Genomic DNA, 16,357 nt, shown 5'->3' with positions numbered 1-16,357 from the left:
CCTAGCGGATGTCGATTTCGACGGTTTTCTGGCTCAGGATTTGCGGCCCCCGGATCAGGGTGACCGTGCCGGTATAAGTGCCCGTCGCCCAGCCCTTGCCCCGACGTTTTTTGCCGATGGCACGAAAGGACTGCGCCTGCGCCTTGGTTAATGTGACATCATCGGCAATCACCATGCCGTCAGGGCCGGTAATGGACAGGTTTACAACATCGTCCGGCTGGCTGCCAAACAGATACCCCCAAATCACCAACGCGGGCGCGTCCGGCGAAAGGGTTTTGGCATCGGCTGTGCCCGCTTTGATCGCGTCGAAATCGGGGACGCCTTGGGAAAATCCCGCGCCGATCAGGCCGCCCGCGCGATAGGCGGGGCGGGTTTGCCACAGGCTGCTATCCCCGGGGGTGGCGCAGGTTGTCGTGCCATCGGGGTCAAAGGGGTCAACGGTTTTGCCGTCTTTGCGCACGGACAGGTGAACATGGGGAAAAGCCGCTTTGCCGGACTGCCCGACAAAGCCAAGTTCCTGACCCTGCCAGACGTCTTGGCCGGGCTTGACCACGACCGAGCCGTTTTTCAGGTGGCAATATTGGGTTTCCCAACCGTCGCCGTGATCAATGACAACCCCGTTGCCGCATTCACGGCCCGCGACTTTATCAGCGGTTTCATCCGAATAACTGACGTCTGCCATCCCGTCACGCACGCCTTTGACCCGACCGGCAGCGCTGGCCAGAACACGGACATTGCGGGCGATTTCACTGCGGTTGGGCAGGGCGAAATCGGTGCCTTTGTGACCATCATAGCTGAGGGTGGAGCAGGTGAAATCCGATGCTGCGGGCGACGGGTTGCTGTCGACATATTGCTGGATGTAGCAATCGGATGTCAGATCGCAGTCGATGGGGGAGGAAAGTAAAAAACCCTCTGCCAGCGCGGGGCTGGCAAAGGGCAGGGCGAGGATGAATACCGCGCCGTTTAGCTTCATTCGGCCGTCAAAAGCGGTGGTTTGTTCCCGGTCAGCTTGGGGTTCTCGGCCCCCAGAACTGTCAGGTCCAATTCGCCTTTCTTGACGCCAACCTTGACGACACCGCCTTTGGCCAGCTTGCCGAACAGCAATTCTTCGGCCAACGGCTTTTTGATGTATTCCTGGATCACGCGGCCCAAAGGCCGTGCGCCCATTTTTGCATCATAGCCCTTGTCGGCAAGCCATTCAGCGGCTTTGGTGGACAGTTCAATCGTGACATTGCGGTCCATCAATTGCGCTTCAAGCTGAAGAACAAACTTTTCGACCACACGCATGATGACTTCTTTGGGCAGCGGCGCAAAGCTGATCACGGCGTCCAGACGGTTGCGGAACTCGGGCGTGAACGTGCGTTCAATCGCTGCGGTGTCCTCTCCGGTGCGGCGATCACGGCCAAAGCCGATCGCCTCTTTGGCCTGCTCGGACGCACCTGCGTTCGAGGTCATGATCAGCACGACATTGCGGAAATCCACTGTCCGGCCATTGTGGTCGGTCAGCTTGCCGTGATCCATCACCTGCAACAGAATGTTGTAGACGTCCGGATGGGCCTTTTCCATCTCGTCCAGCAGCAGCACACAATGCGGATGCTGGTCAACGCCATCAGTCAACATGCCACCCTGATCAAACCCGACATAACCGGGAGGGGCACCAATCAACCGTGAAACGGCGTGTTTTTCCATGTATTCAGACATGTCGAAACGCAGCAGTTCCACACCAAGCGTGTCGGCCAGTTGTTTGGCGACCTCGGTTTTACCCACACCGGTCGGACCTGCGAACAGGTAGTTCCCGATGGGCTTTTCCGGTTCGCGCAGACCTGCACGGGCCAGCTTGATCGCGGATGCCAGCGCATCAATCGCCTTGTCCTGCCCAAACACAACACGCTTCAGTGATGCCTCAAGATCCTTGAGCACAACGACATCGTCCTTCGACACGTTCTTTGGCGGAATGCGCGCGATTTTGGCAACCACGGCTTCGACCTCTTTTGTGCCAATGGTCTTGCGCCGCTTTGACGCCGCGACAAGATGCTGGGCGGCCCCTGCTTCGTCGATCACGTCGATGGCAGAGTCCGGCAGTTTACGGTCGTTGATATAGCGGTGCGCCAGTTCAACAGAGGTGCGGATCGCATCGGCCGTATATTTGACCGAGTGGTGATCCTCGAAGTAAGGCTTGAGCCCCCGCAGAATTTTCACGGCATCTTCGACAGACGGCTCGTTCACGTCGATCTTTTGGAAACGACGGGCCAAAGCACGGTCTTTTTCAAAGTGCTGACGGAATTCCTTGTAGGTGGTGGACCCCATGGTGCGCAGCTTTCCGCCTGCCAGGGCAGGTTTCAGCAGATTGGACGCATCCATCGCGCCGCCGGATGTCGCACCGGCACCGATGACGGTGTGAATTTCGTCGATGAAAAGAACGGCGTCTTTATGCGCTTCCAATTCGGTCACGACGGCTTTCAGGCGTTCCTCGAAATCACCGCGATAGCGTGTACCGGCCAGCAATGCGCCCATGTCGAGCGAATAAATGGTGGTGTCGGCAAGCACCTCTGGTGTTTCGCCTGCAACGATCTTGCGGGCCAGACCTTCGGCGATGGCTGTTTTACCAACGCCGGGATCGCCCACCAAAAGCGGGTTGTTCTTGCGGCGGCGGCACAGCACCTGAATGCAGCGTTCCACTTCGGCATCGCGACCGATTAGCGGGTCGATGTCGCCCTCGCGGGATTTGGCGTTCAGATCAACGCAGTATTTCTCGAGCGCGGTTTCCTTTTTGTCACCGTCGGTGACGCCTTGGGTTTCTTCCTCGTGCTCGGGCGCGCCGGAGACGGACCGTGGTTCACCGAATGCTGGGTCTTTGGCAACGCCATGCGCAATGAAATTCACCGCATCATAGCGCGTCATGTCCTGTTCTTGCAGGAAATAGGCGGCGTTGCTTTCGCGTTCGGCAAAGATCGCGACAAGCACGTTCGCACCGGTCACTTCGGTGCGACCGGACGATTGCACGTGAATGGCGGCGCGTTGGATCACGCGCTGGAAAGCGGCCGTTGGCACGGCTTCGGATCCATCAACATCGGTGACCAGATTGTTCAGGTCCTCGTCGATGAATTCAACGAGGGTTTCGCGCAATTCGGTCATGTTGACCGAACAGGCTTGCATCACCTGAACCGCATCGGGTTCATCGATCAGGGCCAGCAGCAAATGTTCAAGCGTTGCAAACTCGTGCTTGCGCGCGTTTGCGAGCGCCAAAGCAGAGTGAATGGCTTGTTCTAAAGTAGACGAGAATGAAGGCACGGGCGTGCTCCTTTTCGATCTGTGTCGGTTCGGTGACCCGGGATGGGGCGCGCCTCAGCCGAACATGGCCTCATAGTATTAGAGTTTGGTTGATCATGGCAAAGCTTCAAGGCTTTTTTGCAATTATATCGTCACATTTATCGTGAACGACATTTTTCGACCATGAGTGCGGCGTTCAGAAGCGATCTTTGCGCGCGCGGATTTCGGCAAACACATCTGTGTCGGTGGCGTTTTCCATTCCCAGCTGCGCGCGGATGCCAGGATCGGCGGGGCGCAGAAACGGGTTGGTTTGAAGTTCCGTCGATAGCGTCGAGGGCACCGTCGGCACGCCATCCTTGCGCGCCTGATCGATTTCTCTTGAACGAGATATAAGAGCCGGATTTTCAGGATCAACCGTCAGGGCGAATTTTGCATTGGATTGGGTGTATTCATGGCCCGAACAAACTGTCGTGTCCTGGGGCAGCTTCATCAGCTTTTGCATGCTGGCCCACATCTGCGCAGGCGTGCCCTCAAACAGGCGACCACAGCCAAGCGCCATCAGGCTGTCGGCGGTAAAGACGCATTTCGCATCCGCTACATAGAGCGCGATATGGCCCACGGTATGTCCCGATACATCCATCACCTGCACATCGTGGCCCGCAAATTGAAAGGCCTCGCCATCGGTCAGGGCGTGATCCAGCGCGGGCAGGCGGTGGGCGTCGGCCTTGGCCCCCAGAATGCGTGCGGGATGTTCGGCGGTCAGATCGGGCACCCCTTGGATGTGGTCGGGGTGGTGATGGGTCAGCCAGATCTCAGACAGCGTCCAGCCGAGTTCTTTTAACTTGGCCGAGATGGGGGCCGCTTCGGGCACGTCGATCAGGGCGACGGCACCGCTTTGCTGATCGCGCAGCAAAAAGGCATAGTTGTCCGACAGGCAGGGAATGGTGACTAGATCGAATGGCATGGTGGGGCTCCTGTCGTGGTGTTTGGATAGATAGTAATGGCCACACACCGGGGGGCAAGGCCATAACACCCGATCGACCGGCAAGATTGCGCCCGACGCTAAAACAGGCAGGGGTCTGCATGTGGCTTTTGCAAATGATCGGTTCGCGCTAAGGTCGAGGCATCCGTTCCGAGAAAAGGCCGATCTCATGCATCTTGACGTACAAGATTTGCGCAACTTCTATTATCGCAGTGCGCTTGGCCGGGCGGCGCAATTTTCGCTGCGCAGCCGTATGCTTGAGCTGTGGCCAGAAGCGAAAGGCCAGACCGTTGTCGGCTTTGGCTTTGCCGCGCCGTTGCTGCGGCCCTATCTGGCGGATGCACGCAGGGTGATGACCCTGATGCCCGGCCCGCAGGGGGTAATGCCCTGGCCTGCCGGTATGGCAAACACATCGGTGCTGACCGAAGAAACGCTGTGGCCGATTGAAACCGGGCATGTGGACAAGCTGGTCTTGCTGCACGGGCTCGAGACGTCGGACAGGCAGGGGGATCTGCTTGAGGAATGCTGGCGCGTGTTGGGGCCGGGGGGCAGGGCGTTGTTTATCGTGCCCAACCGGGCGGGGCTGTGGGCGCGGCGCGACATCACGCCCTTTGGCTATGGGCGGCCCTATTCGCTGAGCCAGCTTGAGGCGCAATTGCGTAAGCACCAGTTTTTGCCCGAACGGCAACTGGGCGCGCTGTACCAGATGCCGTCCACGCGCCGGGTCTGGATGCGGTCTGGAAAGCTGTTCGAGAAAGTCGGCCGTCATGTTCCCACCATGATGGCCGGCGGCGCATTCATGGTCGAAGTGACAAAACTGGTCTATCCGCCCAAGGGCAAGGTGGAGCGCAAAGGCGTGCGCCGGTCGATCCGGATGCTGGAAGGGGTGGGGGCACCAACGGTGAAGCCCGTTTGATGCCTTAAAGGGTTGGGAAGAATCGTTACTAAGTGGTAAACGACAGTACACGCCCTGTGATCTGCCGGATAAAACGGGTCAAAGCGTCGCAGTTTAAAGGGGCAATAAGAATAAGGGGCGGTTTCAGGTCAGAACCTCACTATACTGTGTTGCGGGACGCAAACCTGTCTGCTACATCGGCCCTGATTTAGACGTCTTGGGTTAATTCAAGCCGCGCCAACACCCCGGTGACGCGAGTTATTCGCATATCCGGCACTGACGTACGAGAGGATGGACGTGTCCGAAACAGCATCAATCTCTACAGGTATCGCAAATCGTTATGCGACTGCCGTGTATGAACTGGCCTCTGAGGCCAAAACCCTTCCACAGATTGAAACCGATCTTGATGCGCTGCAAGCCTCTTTGGCTGACAGCGAAGATTTCCGGGACCTGATCCATTCGCCGATCTACACGCGCGAACAGCAGGCTTCCTCTATCAGCGCCATCGCCAAAAAGATGGGTCTGTCTGATACAATGTCTAAAACGCTGGAATTGATGGCAAACAAGCGTCGCTTGTTTGTTCTGCCCCAGCTGATCCAGAACCTGCGCGAAATCATCGCGGTGGAAAAGGGTGAAGTCACAGCTGATGTGGTTTCGGCCAAGGCGCTTACCAAGGCGCAATCTGATAAATTGTCCAAGTCGCTTGCCGCGACAACCGGCAAAAAAGTAACGTTGAATGCGACCGTTGATGAATCCCTCATCGGTGGTCTTATCGTCAAAGTGGGCTCCAAGATGATCGACACGTCGATCCGCGCAAAGCTCAATTCCCTCCAGAATGTAATGAAAGAGGTCGGATAAATGGGTATCCAAGCTGCAGAAATTTCTGCGATCCTTAAGGACCAGATCAAGAACTTTGGTCAAGAAGCAGAAGTAGCCGAAGTTGGCCGGGTTCTGTCCGTCGGCGATGGTATCGCTCGTGTATACGGTCTGGACAACGTCCAAGCCGGCGAGATGGTCGAATTCCCCGGTGGCATCATGGGCATGGCCCTGAACCTTGAAACCGACAACGTCGGTGTTGTTATCTTTGGTTCCGACCGGGACATCAAAGAAGGCGACACAGTCAAGCGCACCAACTCCATCGTGGACGTGCCAATCGGCAACGGCCTGCTGGGTCGTGTTGTTGACGGTCTGGGTAACCCCATTGACGGCAAAGGCCCCATCGCATCCACAGAGCGTGGCCTTGCAGATGTTAAAGCCCCCGGCATTATCCCACGTAAATCGGTTCACGAACCAATGGCGACGGGCCTCAAGTCCGTTGACGCGATGATCCCCGTTGGCCGTGGCCAGCGCGAATTGATCATTGGTGACCGTCAGACTGGTAAAACAGCTGTCGCACTTGACGCGATCCTGAACCAACAGCAAGTCAACGCCGCCGCTGGCGACGACGAGAGCAAGAAAATGTACTGCGTGTACGTTGCGATCGGTCAAAAGCGTTCGACAGTTGCCCAGCTTGTTAAAAAGCTCGAAGAAACCGGCGCGATTGAATATTCCATCGTTGTTGCCGCAACAGCGTCCGAGCCTGCACCAATGCAGTACCTCGCGCCTTACTCTGCGACAGCCATGGCGGAATTCTTCCGCGACAACGGCCGCCACGCTTTGATCATCTATGATGACTTGTCCAAGCAGGCTGTTTCTTACCGTCAGATGTCCCTGTTGCTGCGTCGTCCACCCGGCCGCGAAGCTTACCCAGGTGACGTTTTCTATCTTCACTCCCGGTTGCTTGAGCGTTCCGCCAAGCTGGGCGATGCGGCTGGTAACGGCTCGTTGACTGCTCTGCCGATCATCGAAACCCAAGGCGGCGACGTTTCGGCGTTTATTCCGACAAACGTGATTTCGATCACCGACGGTCAGATCTTCCTTGAAACCGAACTGTTCTACCAAGGCATCCGCCCTGCTGTGAACACCGGTCTGTCGGTTTCGCGCGTTGGCTCCTCGGCTCAAACCAAAGCAATGTCTTCTGTTGCTGGTCCGGTTAAGCTGTCCTTGGCTCAGTACCGCGAAATGGCGGCCTTTGCTCAGTTCGGTTCCGACCTTGATGCGTCCACACAGCAGTTGCTGGCCCGTGGTGCACGTCTGACAGAACTGATGAAGCAGCCACAGTACTCCCCACTGACCAACGCAGAAATCGTCTGCGTCATCTATGCGGGTACAAAAGGCTTCCTTGACAAGATCGACGTCAAGCAAGTCGGTCGCTTTGAAGCTGGCCTGCTGGCGCACCTGCGCAGCAAGCACGCTGATCTGATGAAAGACATCACCGAAAACGATCGCAAGGTGAAGGATGAGTTGGAAGACAAGATCAAAGCTGCCATCGAATCTTTCGCCGCTGACTTCGCTTAAGGGAGGGAAGGCAGATGCCAAACCTCAAGGACCTAAAAAACCGGATCGCGTCGGTGAAAAACACCCGCAAGATCACGAAAGCCATGCAAATGGTTGCCGCGGCGAAACTTCGCCGCGCGCAGGACGCTGCCGAGCAGTCACGCCCCTACACAGAGCGTTTTAACGCTGTGATGTCGCGGCTGGCCGCGTCGGTAGGTGGATCGGATTCCGCGCCCAAACTGCTAAGCGGTACAGGCGAGAATAAGGTACACCTGCTGGTGGTCATGACCGCGGAACGCGGTTTGTGCGGTGGTTTCAACGCCAACATCGCAAAGCTTGCCAAAATCCACGCCCGCCGCCTGATCGGCGAGGGCAAGGAAGTCAAAATCTTGACTGTTGGTAAAAAAGGCCGCGACAGCATTCGTCGCGAGTTTGCCAAGAACATCGTGGGTCACGTTGACCTGACCGAAGTCAAGCGCGTGGGCTATGCCGACGCGCAAGGCATCGCGAAAGATGTGCTTGGTCGCTTTGACGCGGGTGAATTTGATGTCGCAACGATCTTTTACGCAAAGTTCGTGAACGTCGTCAGCCAGACCCCAACGGCACAGCAGATCATCCCTGCCTCCTTCGAAACCGAAGAAGGCGCGGGCGAGGCGACAACATTGTTCGATTACGAGCCCAGCGAAGAGGCCATCCTGGCTGACCTGCTGCCGCGCGGCGTCGCAACAGCGATCTTCTCGGCTCTGCTGGAAAACGCGGCTTCTGAACAGGGCGCGCGGATGTCTGCAATGGACAACGCGACACGTAACGCCGGTGAGATGATCGAAGATCTGACCATCGAATATAACCGTTCCCGTCAGGCCGTCATCACCAACGAGCTGATCGAAATCATTTCCGGCGCGGAAGCGCTGTAAGGTATTGGAGAAAAACGACATGGCACAAGCAGTCGGTAAAATTACACAAGTCATCGGCGCCGTCGTCGATGTGCAGTTCGAGGATCACCTGCCAGAGATCCTTAACGCTGTAGTAACAGACAACCACGGCAGAAAGCTGATCCTCGAAGTGGCTCAGCACCTTGGCGAAAACACAGTGCGCACCATCGCGATGGACGCGACCGAAGGTCTTGTTCGTGGCCAGAAGGTTGAAGACACAGGCGCGCCGATCTCGATCCCCGTGGGTAACGCCACATTGGGTCGCATCATGAACGTTGTGGGCGAGCCCATCGACGAAAAAGGCGAAATCGCATCGACCGAGCGTCGCTCGATCCACGCGGACGCGCCCGAGTTCTCCGAGCAGTCCACAACATCCGAAGTTCTGGAAACAGGCATCAAGGTTATCGACCTTTTGGCACCCTACGCCAAAGGTGGTAAAATTGGTCTGTTCGGTGGTGCCGGCGTTGGCAAAACCGTTCTGATTATGGAACTGATCAACAACATCGCCAAAGTGCACTCCGGCTACTCCGTTTTCGCGGGTGTGGGCGAGCGTACACGTGAAGGTAACGACCTTTACCACGAGATGATCGAATCCAACGTTATCAACCCTGATGACCTGGAAAAATCGCAAGTGGCGCTGGTGTACGGCCAGATGAACGAGCCTCCAGGTGCGCGTATGCGTGTTGCTTTGACAGGTCTGACATTGGCCGAACAGTTCCGCGACCAGTCCGGTACAGACGTTCTGTTCTTCGTCGACAACATCTTCCGCTTTACCCAAGCGGGCTCCGAAGTTTCGGCTCTGCTTGGCCGTATTCCTTCGGCGGTTGGCTACCAGCCAACACTGGCGACCGACATGGGTGCGATGCAAGAGCGTATTACATCGACCAAATCCGGTTCGATTACATCGGTGCAAGCCGTTTACGTTCCTGCGGATGACCTTACCGACCCTGCGCCTGCGACATCGTTTGCGCACCTTGACGCGACAACCGTTCTGGACCGTTCGATCTCGGAAAAGGGTATCTACCCTGCCGTTGATCCGCTTGGTTCGACTTCGCGCTTGATGGACCCGTCCATCGTTGGCGAAGAGCACTATAACGTTGCCCGTGACGTTCAGGGTGTTTTGCAGCGCTACAAGTCGCTTCAGGATATCATCGCGATCCTCGGCATGGACGAATTGTCAGAAGACGACAAACTGGCCGTGGCCCGTGCACGCAAGATCGAACGTTTCCTCAGCCAGCCTTTCGACGTTGCCAAGGTATTTACCGGCGCCGACGGCAAGCAGGTTCCTTTGGAAGAAACAATCCAGTCGTTCAAGGCTGTTGTTGCGGGTGAATACGACCACCTGCCCGAAGGTGCCTTCTACATGGTTGGTGGCATCGAAGAAGTGAAGGCGAAAGCCGAGAAAATGGCGGCTGACGCCGCTTAAGGAGCGCTGACAATGGCAGACACAATGCAATTCGACCTCGTTTCGCCAGAGCGGCGGCTGGCCTCGATGCAGGTGACGGCCGTTCAGATTCCAGGGTCTGATGGGGACATGACAGCTATGGCTGATCATGCCCCCACGATCACCACGTTGCGCCCCGGTGTGCTGCGTGTTGAAGGCCCGGAAGGTGCTACGGAATACGTTGTTACAGGCGGCTTTGCCGAAATCTCAGCCAATGGTGTGTCGGTTCTTGCCGAACGTGCCGTGCCCAAGGGTGACATGACCCAAGCGCATCTGGACGAGATGATGGAAGAAGCCAAAACAATGTACGCGACGGCCAAAGACAACTTTGTCAACGAGCCGGGCCCCGTAGATGACGCAGCCAAGCTGCTGTCTGATATGGTTGCTCTTGGGGATCACATCGGTTTGACCAGTAAACAAGCAAACCTTTGACCACCAAGTCGATATAGTGATTAAAAGGCCTCGCACTGCGGGGCCTTTTCTGTTTTGGATACCGTCACTAAGATCATTAAATCTGCACGAATAACGAGTTACGGAAAAGTGTCGCTCAATGAACCGGATGAATGGAAATACCGTAGGCGTTGAAAGCGGGGAAACCGTGCTTTTCTCGGACTTTGAAGATGGCGGCGAAATGTGGACTGGCAAAGGTCAGCGCGAACGCCGTCAGCGTATTATCTTTTCCACCCCGTTCAAGGATATCCCGACGGTTCAGGCCTCCTTGGCGCTGTGGGACGTGGATAATGCCACGGTGATGCGGGCCGATCTGCGGTCCGAGAATATTGCCGAAGACGGTTTTGATCTGGTGTTCAGAACATGGGGCGACACGCGTGTGGCACGTGTCAGGATCGCGTGGTTCGCGATTGGCCCGCTTCCCCAAGAGGAAGACTGGGACGTCTATTAGACGCCCCTGAAACTTGGCTTAGCTTGGATTGTACATGCCGTCATAGATCGGCTCCAGGGATTCTGCGTCAAACAGGGAGGACACGGATGTGCCGTTCCAGATGTTCAAAATCGCCTGTGCAAAGATCGGCGCGGTTGGCACGATCCGGATGTTTTCAGCCTGCTTGACCGCTTCGGTCGGCTGGATGCTGTCGGTGATGACCAGTGACTTCATCACCGAATCCTTGATGCGCTGAACCGCTGGGCCAGACATGACGCCGTGGCTGATGTAGGAATGCACTTCCTTGGCACCGGCTTCCAACAGAACCTCTGCCGCCTTGCACAGCGTACCAGCCGTATCGCAGATGTCGTCCACGATCAGGCAGACTTTGCCAGTCACATCACCAATCACGGTCATTTCAGATACTTCGCCCGCTTTTTCGCGGCGCTTGTCCACGATCGCAAGGGGGGAGTTGATGCGCTTGGCCAGTTCGCGGGCCCGTGCAACACCGCCAACATCAGGCGAAATCACCATCAGCTCGTCCATGCGGTCCTTGAACTCGTTCTTGATATCAAGCGCGAAAACAGGCGACGCATAAAGGTTGTCGACCGGAATATCGAAAAAGCCCTGAATCTGCGCGGCGTGCAAATCCATTGTCAGAATACGCTCAATGCCTGTGCCGACCATCATATTGGCGACCAGCTTGGCTGTGATGGGGGTACGCGCCTTGGTGCGGCGGTCCTGGCGGGCATAGCCGAAATAGGGCAACACGGCTGTGACACGCGCAGCGGATGACCGGCGCAGCGCATCGGCCATGACCAGCAGTTCCATCAGGTTATCGTTTGCGGGGTTAGATGTTGGCTGGATGATGAACATATCCTCGCCGCGCACGTTCTCGAACACTTCGACAAAAATCTCGCTGTCGTTGAAACGTTCCACCCGTGCATTGACCAGTCCGACGTTGACACCGCGGTGCAGCGACATGCGCCGTGCAATCGCTTTTGCCAGTGGCATGTTTGCATTACCCGAGATCAGTTTCGGTTCAGATGTTTGAGCCATGTGCAAAGGGTCCCCGGTTGCATAACATGTTACAGAATCGTGACGTTGACACCGCTTAACATGACCTTACCGTCTGGCAAAGCTGCACAGGACGGGATCGGAGACCTTAATGCCCCATATCGACTATTTTTTTGCAACACTTTCGCCATATGCCTACTTAGCGGGTAATCGGCTTGAGGAAATCGCGTCAAAGCATAATGCGACGATCACCTATAAACCCTTCGATCTGATTACGGCATTTGGCCGCACCGGGGGCCAGCCGCCAAAAGACCGCCATCCCAGTCGGCAGGCATATCGCGCGATGGAATTGCCGCGCCAGGCCAAGAAACTGGGGATGCCCTTCAAGCTGCAACCGGCGTTCTGGCCCACCAACGGCGCACCGTCATCCTATGCGATCATTGCAGCCCAGGACGAAGGCGGCGATGTCGGCAAGCTGTGCCAGCTGATCATGCATGCCGTCTGGGTCGAGGACCGCGATATCGCCCAAGACGATGTGGTCCGCGATTGTCTTGCCAAGGCCGGATTTGACCCCGCCATCGCTGACAAAGGGTTGCTGAAAGGGGCGGATACCTATGCCCGCAATCTGGAGGAAGCGGTCGAAAAAGGCGTGTTCGGTGCGCCGTTCTATATCCTTGATGATGGCCAGAAGTTCTGGGGCCAGGACCGTCTCGAAGACCTTGAAATGCATCTGGACGGTCGTCTGTGACCCTCGACACCTTTACGCGCAGCTTTGGTCGCGGTCCGCGCAAGGCCTTGGCCATTCACTGTACCCTGGCCCATTCGGTCGCATGGCGCGGCGTGGCCGAGGCCTTGTCCGATGATATGACCCTGCTGGCCTATGACCTGCCTTCCCACGGGAAATCCGGTGACTGGGACGGGCAGGGCAACGTGCATGACGTGGCCACCGATATGGCGCGGGCGTTGTTGACCGAACCGATGGATATCATCGGCCATTCCTTTGGTGCGACCGTGGGCCTGCGTCTGGCAATCGAAAGCCCTGAACTGGTGCGCAGCCTGACCATGTTCGAACCGGTCTATTTCGCCGCCGCCGTGGTGGATGACCCTGACCGCGTTGCCGCCGCTGACCGCAACAGCGCCGCCTTCAACGCGGCCTATCAAAGCGGTGACATGATGGAGGCCGCCCGCGTGTTCAACACCGGCTGGGGCGATGGCAGCGGATGGGAACAGACGCCCGAAAAGCTGCGCCAGTATATGGCTGACCGCATCCACTATGTACCAGCCAGCCAGCCGTTTTTGCGTGATGACAGCGCCGGACTGCTGAAGCCGGGAATGTTCGAACGGGCGACAATGCCGGTGCTGCTGATGGATGGCGCGACGTCGGGCGATATGGCCTTTGCGATCAACGAATCCCTGGCCAGACGGCTGCCAAATGTCACCTGCCGAACGGTTGCGGGGGCAGGGCACATGGCACCGCTAACCCACCCCGCAGCCGTCGCGGATGAAATTAGGTCGTTTCTGGCAGAAACCTAACGCCTAGAAATGTGAAAGAAACTGGTCGATTGCAGGCTTGCCGATCGACCAGTCGCACACCAGCCGCGCGCCGATGAATTCCTCGGGATCGTCGCCGTCAAGCGACCCGTTCCAGATGTAATATTTGGCACCCGCGTCATGCAGCTTTTGGTGAATGCGGCGCGGCCAGCTGGCGAAAACCATGTTGGCATCGGGCTGGTGCAGAAACGTAGCCCCCGCCGCGCGCAACCCGTCAACAAGATGCGCGGCGTTGTCATTGGCCTGCTGTGCCATCGTCATCCACAGGTCGTCCTGCATGTATCCCGCCATTTGCGCGGACAGGAAACGATGCTTTGAAAATAGATGCGCCCCACGCTTGCGGCGCAATTCGAACTCCCAGGCTTTGGCGGGGTCAAAGAACACCACGGCCTCGACCCCCATGCAGCCATTCTTGGTGCCGCCAAAACTGACCACATCAACGCCGGCTTTCCATGTCATTTCCGCCGGCGTACAGCCCAACGCCACCATCGCATTGGCAAAGCGCGCACCATCCAGATGCACGGGCAGATCATAGTCCTTGGCCACAGCCGTCAGGGCGCGGATCTCGTCCAGCGTATGTACCGACCCGCGCTCGGTCACTTGGGTGATCGACACCGGCCCGCGCTGCGCTGCATGCACATTGCCGTCAGGGTGCTTTTCAATGGCGCGGCGCAAGGCCTCCGGCGTCATCTTGTCGTCGGTCTCGATCACCGTCAGCTTGGCCGCACCGGCATAGAACTCGGGCGCATTGCATTCGTCTTCATTGATGTGGGATGTCGTCGAACAGAAGATCGTCTGCCACGGCTGGGTATAGCAGGCCAGTGCCAGGGCATTGGCCGCCGTGCCCGTCGCCACCAGATAAACCGCCGCCTCAGGGGCCTCGAACGCCGCGCGGATCGCATCGCGCACCTCGTCCATGATCGCATCCTTGCCATAGGGCATCGCGTGCCCCTCGTTGGCCTGTACCAGCCGCGTCATGATCTGCGGATGAACTGGGCCTGCATTGTCAGAGGCAAAAAACATCAGGTCGGCTCCTCAATAATGTGATCTTCCCATTCCTCGAACGGGGTGTCGAACTCGGATACGGTATTGTATTGCACAGAAATCCCGGCAGTGTGCACAGTGTCGGGGTCACCGGAGATCAGCGGATGCCAGTCATGCAAGGGCTTGCCCTCCCACAGCAGCCGGTAGGCGCAGGTCAGCGGCATCCAATAGGCATGTGTATCCAGATTTTCCGGCTTGAGCACGATGCAATCAGGGACAAACTGATGCCGGTTTTCGTAATGGGTGCAGCGACAGGTCGAATCATCCAGCAACCGGCAAGCCACGCGGGTCAAGGCGACCTCCTGCGTGTCCTCATCCTCAAGCTTGTTCAGGCAGCATTTGCCACAGCCATCACACAGCGCTTCCCATTCGGCGGGGGACATCTGGGCAAGCGGCTTTTTCTCCCAGAACCGTTTCGCCAATCCCTTTGGTGCAATCGGATCGGTCATAGCGCGGCCAGAAGTGCACGCGCCTGCGCACTGTCGGCATCCATCTGCGCAATCAACGCATCCAACCCGTCAAATTTTTCCTCGCCGCGCAGATAGTCAACCAGTGCGACCGAAAGATGCTTGCCATAAAGATCGCCTTTGAAATCAAAGATAAACGTCTCAAGGTTGGCTTTGTTCTCACCAAACATCGGTCGGACCCCAAGGCTGGCCACCCCGTGATAGCGCCCGGCCTGGGGGCCTTCCAGCACATCGACCAGCACGGCATAGACCCCGAAAGCGGGCGGATGCAGGCCGTCAATCGACATATTCGCCGTGGGATACCCCAATTCGCGGCCGCGTTTCTCACCGTGCAGGATCGGCCCCTCGACACGGTGCCAATGGCCCAGCATCCCGGCGGCGTCGCGCGGTTTTCCTTGCGATAGCGCGGCGCGGATCGCTGTCGACGACACGGTGCTTTCGCCCTTGGCCATCAAGGGGGCGATGGTGACGCCAAACCCCATTTCAGCCCCGAAACCGGCCAACATCTCAGCCGTGCCGGCCCGCTTTTTGCCAAAGCAGAAATCGGCACCAATCACCACGTGACGCAGGCCCAATCCGTCAACCAACACGTCTTTGGCAAACCCGCGCGGGCTCAGGCCCGACAGCGCGGCATCAAACTGCAATTCGTATAATTTCTGAACGCGCAGCTTTTCCAGCTGATGCGCCCGTGCTTCGGCCCCCATCAGCCGAAAAGGCGGTGCGGTGGGCGCAAAAAACTCGCGCGGATGCGGCTCAAAGGTAACAATACCCAAAGGCGCGTCCGGCTGGGCACTGCGCGCCAGATCGATAACCGACCGATGCCCCAAATGCACCCCGTCAAAGTTTCCGATGGCAACCGAGGCCCCGCGATCGGACGCATTTACAAACTGATAATCTCGAATGATGTCCATGGGCTAGGTCGTAGCCCCGTCTGACCCGACTGACAAGCAGCGCCCCACCTTCTCTGGCTCAAAAATATCCCGGGGGCGTGGGGGCTGGCCCCCACTTGGTGCTGTGTGTGGGGGCTTCAGTCGAATTTGCGCGAAGGTGCCAGAACCGTGGCTTCACCGATCAGCACTTTCTTACCCTCGACAGCGCAATGGCATTCCAGCCGCACGCGGCGCTTTGCAAAATCAATGTCGATCACCTTGACCTCGGCATAGACCATGTCGCCGGGGCGCACGGGGGCCAGAAACTTGAGCGACTGGCCCATATAGACCGTGCCATGACCGGGCAGCTGCTCTCCGATCACGGCCGAGATCAGGCCGGCGGTCAGCATGCCATGGGCGATGCGCCCTTCGAAAATCGTGTCGCGGGCATAGTCGTCATCCAGATGTACCGGATTCCGGTCAGTTGAAATCTGTGCGAACATTTCGATGTCTTCGTCTGTCACGACCTTTTGCAGATAGCGGGACATGCCCATTTCGATATCTTCGATACAGATCGTTCCGCGCGGAAGGTTATCCAACATGCTACACCCTTCAAGTAATAAAGTGACG

General features: G+C 57.5%; 17 protein-coding genes. 9 read left to right on the top strand and 8 right to left on the bottom strand.

Going from position 1 to position 16,357, the window contains the following annotated elements; all coding sequences use genetic code 11:
• Window position 1: 1 nt before the first annotated feature.
• The 3 genes from ACSQ13_RS11090 to gloB all read right to left on the bottom strand — a co-directional run bounded on the left by ACSQ13_RS11090 (window position 2) and on the right by gloB (window position 4,234).
• Entirely contained in the window at window positions 2-973 is a 972-nt protein-coding gene (locus ACSQ13_RS11090; protein WP_176250541.1) for a M23 family metallopeptidase, read from the bottom strand.
• Window positions 970-3,291, bottom strand: a complete 2,322-nt coding sequence (gene clpA / locus ACSQ13_RS11085) for an ATP-dependent Clp protease ATP-binding subunit ClpA (protein WP_176250540.1) — start codon at window positions 3,289-3,291, stop codon at window positions 970-972. The genes ACSQ13_RS11090 and clpA overlap by 4 nt, the downstream gene beginning before the upstream one ends.
• 175 nt (window positions 3,292-3,466) lie before the next feature.
• The gene (gloB, locus tag ACSQ13_RS11080; RefSeq protein ID WP_295509763.1) at window positions 3,467-4,234 is read right to left on the bottom strand and encodes a hydroxyacylglutathione hydrolase; all 768 of its coding nucleotides are present in this window, start codon (window positions 4,232-4,234) and stop codon (window positions 3,467-3,469) included.
• 187 nt (window positions 4,235-4,421) lie between these two features.
• On the opposite strand from gloB, the gene ACSQ13_RS11075 reads away from it, so the two are divergent.
• The 7 genes from ACSQ13_RS11075 (at window position 4,422) to ACSQ13_RS11045 (ending at window position 10,800) form a co-directional block, all read left to right on the top strand.
• Window positions 4,422-5,168, top strand: a complete 747-nt coding sequence (locus tag ACSQ13_RS11075) for a hypothetical protein (protein ID WP_176250538.1) — start codon at window positions 4,422-4,424, stop codon at window positions 5,166-5,168.
• A 276-nt stretch (window positions 5,169-5,444) separates the two neighbouring features.
• Window positions 5,445-6,005: a F0F1 ATP synthase subunit delta gene (locus ACSQ13_RS11070; RefSeq protein ID WP_176250537.1), complete on the top strand. Its 561-nt coding sequence runs from the start codon at window positions 5,445-5,447 to the stop codon at window positions 6,003-6,005.
• Window positions 6,006-7,544 carry a F0F1 ATP synthase subunit alpha gene (gene atpA / locus ACSQ13_RS11065; RefSeq protein WP_176250536.1) on the top strand — a complete coding sequence of 513 codons (1,539 nt, stop codon included), beginning with the start codon at window positions 6,006-6,008 and terminating at the stop codon, window positions 7,542-7,544. It abuts the gene before it with no gap.
• Between the two features lie 14 nt (window positions 7,545-7,558).
• Complete coding sequence (locus ACSQ13_RS11060) at window positions 7,559-8,437, top strand: F0F1 ATP synthase subunit gamma (protein WP_176250535.1); 879 nt, start codon at window positions 7,559-7,561, stop codon at window positions 8,435-8,437.
• 19 nt (window positions 8,438-8,456) lie between these two features.
• Window positions 8,457-9,881, top strand: coding sequence for a F0F1 ATP synthase subunit beta (gene atpD, locus ACSQ13_RS11055; RefSeq protein ID WP_176250534.1), 1,425 nt, complete (start codon window positions 8,457-8,459; stop codon window positions 9,879-9,881).
• A gap of 12 nt (window positions 9,882-9,893) precedes the next feature.
• Window positions 9,894-10,331 (top strand): F0F1 ATP synthase subunit epsilon, encoded by a 438-nt coding sequence (locus ACSQ13_RS11050; protein WP_176250533.1) that lies wholly within the window; start codon window positions 9,894-9,896, stop codon window positions 10,329-10,331.
• Window positions 10,332-10,458: 127 nt separating this feature from the next.
• Entirely contained in the window at window positions 10,459-10,800 is a 342-nt protein-coding gene (locus ACSQ13_RS11045) for an H-type lectin domain-containing protein (protein WP_295509985.1), read from the top strand.
• A gap of 18 nt (window positions 10,801-10,818) precedes the next feature.
• Here ACSQ13_RS11045 and ACSQ13_RS11040 read toward each other — a convergent pair whose 3' ends face one another.
• Window positions 10,819-11,838, bottom strand: a complete 1,020-nt coding sequence (locus tag ACSQ13_RS11040) for a ribose-phosphate pyrophosphokinase (RefSeq protein WP_176250532.1) — start codon at window positions 11,836-11,838, stop codon at window positions 10,819-10,821.
• A gap of 109 nt (window positions 11,839-11,947) precedes the next feature.
• Between ACSQ13_RS11040 and ACSQ13_RS11035 the strand changes: the two genes are divergently transcribed.
• Both ACSQ13_RS11035 and ACSQ13_RS11030 read left to right on the top strand, forming a co-directional pair.
• Window positions 11,948-12,544, top strand: coding sequence for a 2-hydroxychromene-2-carboxylate isomerase (locus ACSQ13_RS11035; RefSeq protein ID WP_295509755.1), 597 nt, complete (start codon window positions 11,948-11,950; stop codon window positions 12,542-12,544).
• The gene (locus tag ACSQ13_RS11030; protein ID WP_295509754.1) at window positions 12,541-13,329 is read left to right on the top strand and encodes an alpha/beta fold hydrolase; all 789 of its coding nucleotides are present in this window, start codon (window positions 12,541-12,543) and stop codon (window positions 13,327-13,329) included. Before ACSQ13_RS11035 ends, ACSQ13_RS11030 begins: the two co-directional genes overlap by 4 nt.
• 3 nt (window positions 13,330-13,332) lie before the next feature.
• Here the strand turns inward: ACSQ13_RS11030 and ACSQ13_RS11025 are convergent, their stop codons facing one another.
• The 4 genes from ACSQ13_RS11025 to ACSQ13_RS11010 form a co-directional block, all read right to left on the bottom strand.
• Window positions 13,333-14,370 carry a threonine aldolase family protein gene (locus tag ACSQ13_RS11025; RefSeq protein ID WP_295509752.1) on the bottom strand — a complete coding sequence of 346 codons (1,038 nt, stop codon included), beginning with the start codon at window positions 14,368-14,370 and terminating at the stop codon, window positions 13,333-13,335.
• Window positions 14,370-14,840 (bottom strand): YcgN family cysteine cluster protein, encoded by a 471-nt coding sequence (locus tag ACSQ13_RS11020; RefSeq protein ID WP_176250528.1) that lies wholly within the window; start codon window positions 14,838-14,840, stop codon window positions 14,370-14,372. Before ACSQ13_RS11020 ends, ACSQ13_RS11025 begins: the two co-directional genes overlap by 1 nt.
• Entirely contained in the window at window positions 14,837-15,769 is a 933-nt protein-coding gene (locus ACSQ13_RS11015; protein WP_295509749.1) for a bifunctional riboflavin kinase/FAD synthetase, read from the bottom strand. Before ACSQ13_RS11015 ends, ACSQ13_RS11020 begins: the two co-directional genes overlap by 4 nt.
• Before the next feature lie 116 nt (window positions 15,770-15,885).
• Window positions 15,886-16,329: a MaoC family dehydratase gene (locus ACSQ13_RS11010; RefSeq protein ID WP_176250526.1), complete on the bottom strand. Its 444-nt coding sequence runs from the start codon at window positions 16,327-16,329 to the stop codon at window positions 15,886-15,888.
• Between the last annotated feature and the right edge of the window lie 28 nt (window positions 16,330-16,357).

It is taken from the genome of Sulfitobacter sp. SH22, from assembly GCF_965641905.1.
Taxonomy (GTDB): Bacteria; Pseudomonadota; Alphaproteobacteria; order Rhodobacterales; family Rhodobacteraceae; genus Sulfitobacter.
The sequence above is the reverse complement of the archived record's forward strand: the minus strand, read 5'-3'. Positions and strand labels throughout refer to the sequence as shown.

Bases quoted from the DNA above. Each gene is read 5' to 3' on its own strand.
- ACSQ13_RS11040 (WP_176250532.1), bottom strand. From the start codon at position 11,838: ATGGCTCAAACATCTGAACCGAAACTGATCTCGGGTAATGCAAACATG.
- ACSQ13_RS11035 (WP_295509755.1), top strand. From the start codon at position 11,948: ATGCCCCATATCGACTATTTTTTTGCAACACTTTCGCCATATGCCTAC.
- ACSQ13_RS11075 (WP_176250538.1), top strand. From the start codon at position 4,422: ATGCATCTTGACGTACAAGATTTGCGCAACTTCTATTATCGCAGTGCG.
- ACSQ13_RS11060 (WP_176250535.1), top strand. From the start codon at position 7,559: ATGCCAAACCTCAAGGACCTAAAAAACCGGATCGCGTCGGTGAAAAAC.
- ACSQ13_RS11050 (WP_176250533.1), top strand. From the start codon at position 9,894: ATGGCAGACACAATGCAATTCGACCTCGTTTCGCCAGAGCGGCGGCTG.
- ACSQ13_RS11020 (WP_176250528.1), bottom strand. From the start codon at position 14,840: ATGACCGATCCGATTGCACCAAAGGGATTGGCGAAACGGTTCTGGGAG.
- ACSQ13_RS11045 (WP_295509985.1), top strand. From the start codon at position 10,459: ATGAATGGAAATACCGTAGGCGTTGAAAGCGGGGAAACCGTGCTTTTC.
- ACSQ13_RS11090 (WP_176250541.1), bottom strand. From the start codon at position 973: ATGAAGCTAAACGGCGCGGTATTCATCCTCGCCCTGCCCTTTGCCAGC.
- ACSQ13_RS11010 (WP_176250526.1), bottom strand. From the start codon at position 16,329: ATGTTGGATAACCTTCCGCGCGGAACGATCTGTATCGAAGATATCGAA.
- atpD (WP_176250534.1), top strand. From the start codon at position 8,457: ATGGCACAAGCAGTCGGTAAAATTACACAAGTCATCGGCGCCGTCGTC.
- atpA (WP_176250536.1), top strand. From the start codon at position 6,006: ATGGGTATCCAAGCTGCAGAAATTTCTGCGATCCTTAAGGACCAGATC.
- gloB (WP_295509763.1), bottom strand. From the start codon at position 4,234: ATGCCATTCGATCTAGTCACCATTCCCTGCCTGTCGGACAACTATGCC.
- ACSQ13_RS11015 (WP_295509749.1), bottom strand. From the start codon at position 15,769: ATGGACATCATTCGAGATTATCAGTTTGTAAATGCGTCCGATCGCGGG.
- ACSQ13_RS11025 (WP_295509752.1), bottom strand. From the start codon at position 14,370: ATGTTTTTTGCCTCTGACAATGCAGGCCCAGTTCATCCGCAGATCATG.